Annotated in this window: 3 protein-coding genes and 1 pseudogene; all 4 read left to right on the top strand. The window is 70.3% G+C overall.

All coding sequences use genetic code 11. The features are described 5' to 3' along the window. Nucleotides 1-386: SDR family oxidoreductase (locus G6017_RS04570; RefSeq protein ID WP_182610695.1), on the top strand; the 386-nt coding region annotated here is incomplete at its 5' end. A 115-nt stretch (nt 387-501) separates the two neighbouring features. Next, nucleotides 502-1,449 (top strand): enoyl-CoA hydratase, encoded by a 948-nt coding sequence (locus tag G6017_RS04565; protein WP_179524549.1) that lies wholly within the window; start codon nt 502-504, stop codon nt 1,447-1,449. 4 nt (nt 1,450-1,453) lie between these two features. Next, complete coding sequence (locus G6017_RS04560) at nt 1,454-2,623, top strand: acyl-CoA dehydrogenase family protein (protein WP_182616138.1); 1,170 nt, start codon at nt 1,454-1,456, stop codon at nt 2,621-2,623. Between the two features lie 16 nt (nt 2,624-2,639). After that, nucleotides 2,640-2,837: pseudogene (locus tag G6017_RS04555) on the top strand (acyl-CoA dehydrogenase); the annotation flags it as partial.

The raw sequence follows: 2,837 nt of genomic DNA, 5'->3' as shown, positions 1-2,837 counted from the left end.
CGCTGCCGCATGTGCGCGCGGTGGGCGGCACCGTCGTCGTCGTCACCACCGCCGCCACCACCCGCTACCCGGTCCGGGACGGCCTGTCCGCGGTCCCCAAGGGCGCGGTCGAGCAGCTGGTGCGGGGCCTGGCGGCGGAGGAGGGCCGGTTCGGGGTCCGTGTGAACTGCGTGGGCCCGGGGATGCTCACCGACGGGATGGCCGAGAGGCTCATCTCCTCCGGCGACCTCGACGACCGCGCCCTCGAGGTCACCCGCCGCAACATCCCGCTGCGACGGTTCGGGACCGCGGTGGACGTCGCCGAGGCCGTGGCGTTCCTCGCCTCCGACCGGGCGGGCTTCATCTCCGGCCAGAAGCTCGACGTCGACGGTGGTTACGGCGTCTGAACGACGGTGGCTACGGAGTCTGAACGGCGGTGGTGACGGCGTCTGAATCCGATCCGGCGAGCGGGTCCGGTACAGTACCAACCAAGCACTTGCTAGGTAAGGAGATCCCCAGCTCATGACCGACGCACCCATCCCCCCGGTCCTCGGTGTCGACGACCTCGGCCCGGACACGCAGCCGGTCGCCTACGAGGTCACGGGCGGCACCGCCTACGTCACGCTCAACCGCCCCGACTTCCGCAACGCGCAGAACTCGGTCATGACGTACTCGCTGGACAACGCCTTCATCAGGGCCGTGGAGGACGACACGGTCAAGGTGATCGTCCTGCGGGCCAACGGCAAGCACTTCTCGGCCGGCCACGACATCGGCACCACCGAGCGCGACCACCACGTGGAGTACCCCAACCGCGCCTCGATCTGGTGGGACCACACCACCCGCGGCGGCGGCGACCGGCGGCTGGCCCGCGAGACCGAGGTCTACGTCCAGATGTGTCGCCGCTGGCGCGAGATCCCCAAGCCGATGATCGCCCAGGTGCACGGCGCGTGCATCGCCGGCGGCCTGATGCTGGCGTGGATCTGCGACTTCATCGTGGCCTCCGACGACGCGTTCTTCTCCGACCCGGTGGTCAAGATGGGGATCCCCGGTGTCGAGTACTTCGCCCACGCCTTCGTCCTGGGCCCCCGCCGTGCCAAGGAGATCCTCTACACCGGTCGCAGATTCGGTGCGGCCGAGGCGCTGGACTGGGGCATGCTCAACCACGTCGTGCCGCGCGAGGAGCTGCAGGCGAAGGTCGACGAGATCGCCGGTGAGATCGCCGCGATGCCCGCCTTCGGCCTGACCCTGGCCAAGAAGGTCATCAATTCGAACGAGGACCAGATGGGCCTGCAGACCTCGCTGGACACGGCGTTCGGCTGGCACATGTTCGCCCACTCGGCCAACGCGGAGCCCGACGACACCGACTCGTTCTCCGCCTCCCTCGGCGGGATGGACGCGCGCTCGATGCGCGACAGCGCCAACACGGGCTCGACCGGCGGCCCCGCCCCGACCGGCGAGCAGAAGGGCTGACGCCGTGGATCTGGATCTGGACGCCTCGACACAGGAGTTCCGCCTCGAGGTGCGCGACTGGCTCGCCGCGAACGTGCCGTCCGAGCCGCTCCCACACATGGACACCCGCGAGGGCTTCGAGGCCCACCGCGAGTGGGAGCGAAAGATGGCCGACGCCCGCATGTCGGTCGTGTCGTGGCCCGAGGAGTTCGGCGGCCGCGACTGCGGACTGGTCAACTGGGTGGTCTTCGAGGAGGAGTACTTCCGCGCGGGCGCACCCCTGCGGGTGAGCCAGAACGGCATCTTCCTGCTCGCACCGACCCTGTTCGATCACGCGACCCCCGAGCAGTTGGCGCACATCATGCCGCGCATGGCCCGCGCCGACGACATCTGGGCGCAGGCCTGGTCCGAGCCGGAGGCGGGGTCCGACCTGGCGTCGCTGCGCTCGACGGCTACGCGTGTGGACGGCGGCTGGCTGCTCAGCGGCCAGAAGGTGTGGTCCACCCGCGCCTCGTTCGCCGACAAGGGTTTCGGGCTGTTCCGCACCGACCCGGACGAGCCCCGCCACAAGGGCCTGACCTACTTCATGTTCGACCTGCGGGCCGAGGGCGTCACCGTGCGCCCGATCGACCAGCTCGACGGCCTGCCCGGTTTCGCGGAGCTGTTCCTCGAGGACGTCTTCGTGCCCGACGACCCGGCGGATCCCGCCGAGTCCGGCGTGATCGGCGAGGTCAACCAGGGCTGGAAGGTGGCGATGTCCACCGCCAACAACGAGCGCGGGCTCTCCCTGCGCTCGCCGGGGCGGTTCCTCGCCACCACCGACCGACTGCTCGAGCTGTGGGGTTCCCGCCGGGCGGACCTGGACCAGCGCAGCCGGGGCGCCCTGGCCGACAAGGTGGTGGACGCGTGGATCGGCTCGCGCGCCTACGAGCTGAGCACCTGGAAGACGGTCACCACGCTCACCGGCGGCGCCAACCTGGGCTTCGAGTCCTCGATCAACAAGGTCTTCTGGTCGGACTGGGACATCGCCACCCACGAGACCGCCCTCGACCTGCTCGGCACGGCCGGAGAGTTCGCCGGGGAGCAGTGGATGGACGGATACCTGTTCGCCCTCGCCGGGCCGATCTACGCCGGCACCAACGAGGTACAGAAGAACATCATCGCCGAGCGCCTCCTCGGCCTTCCGCGCGGCTGACGGGACACGGAGCACCATGAGATTCGCACTCGACCCCGAGATCACCGACTTCGCGGCGAGCATCGACTCGCTGCTGACACGGTCCGACCTGCCGTCGGTCATCCGCGCCTGGAGCGCGGGCGACACCGGCCCCGGCACCACCGTGTGGGGCAGGGTCGCCGAGACCGGCGCCGCGGCCCTGCTCATCGACGAGGACGCCGGCGGGGCCGGGGCC

The organism is Dietzia sp. B44 (assembly GCF_014145245.1).
In the GTDB taxonomy this organism is placed as follows: Bacteria; Actinomycetota; Actinomycetes; order Mycobacteriales; family Mycobacteriaceae; genus Dietzia; species Dietzia natronolimnaea.
Note: the sequence above shows the minus strand (reverse complement) of the source record. Positions and strands in the feature narration are given on the sequence as shown.